Origin of the sequence: Acinetobacter sp. 1566109, from assembly GCF_000582255.1 — a bacterium.
Lineage (GTDB): Bacteria > Pseudomonadota > Gammaproteobacteria > Pseudomonadales > Moraxellaceae > Acinetobacter > Acinetobacter nosocomialis.
Genome location: NZ_JEYB01000216.1, coordinates 1 through 716, shown reverse-complemented (window position 1 = coordinate 716; position 716 = coordinate 1). Strand labels below are relative to the sequence as shown.

General features: G+C 35.9%; 1 pseudogene. It reads left to right on the top strand.

Annotated elements, in window-relative coordinates:
• Positions 1-93 precede the first annotated feature (93 nt).
• A pseudogene (locus J582_RS26680) lies at positions 94-261 on the top strand (integrase core domain-containing protein); the annotation flags it as partial.
• Positions 262-716: the final 455 nt, after the last annotated feature.

Sequence of the window (716 nt, the reverse complement as noted above, 5' to 3'; positions counted from 1 at the left end):
GCCTGACTCCCTACGAATTCATCTGCAAACAGTGGACAGATGAACCTGAACTTTTTAAAATTGATCCGATCCATCAAATGCCGGGACTAAACATATTTAAAAGCAGATTGGCAAGGTTTAGCAGATGTACAACTTGCGACACTAAACTGGGTAGATTGGTTCAATAAAAAGCGTGTACACAGTGCACTGGGTTATGTATCGCCTTTTGAGTTTGAAGCAATGTACTATGATAAGATTAATCCGTTAGGTCAGGTGGCCTAACTTAAATAAAAAAGTCTCCGACAAACCCGGTACGGTTCAATTGAATTATTTTATAATCATCGAAGAATTCAAAAGGGTTTGGGTTTTAAGACACCAAATCAAATGGCCGAAGACTTTTATAAGTTGGCTGCCTAGAATCTCCCAAGGGAAAGTCTCCTGATAATTCAGCGTATATCATATGATCTTTGCCGGTTAAATCTTAGTAATGTCCAGTTAAATTCTGATCATCAACTACTAATTGGTAAGATACTTAACATAAGCTCTCCATTTAAGGAGTTAGACTCTTTAACTTATGATGATCTACCAAGTTTTAATATGTTAAATAACATAAGCTTGTTGGAATAATTAAGACATGAGCTATATCATTGCCTTTGTTAGTTATACTGATTTTACCGATAAAAAATATCCTGTGCAGTGTTTTCGTACAGATCTTAAGGTGAATGACATTGTGCTAG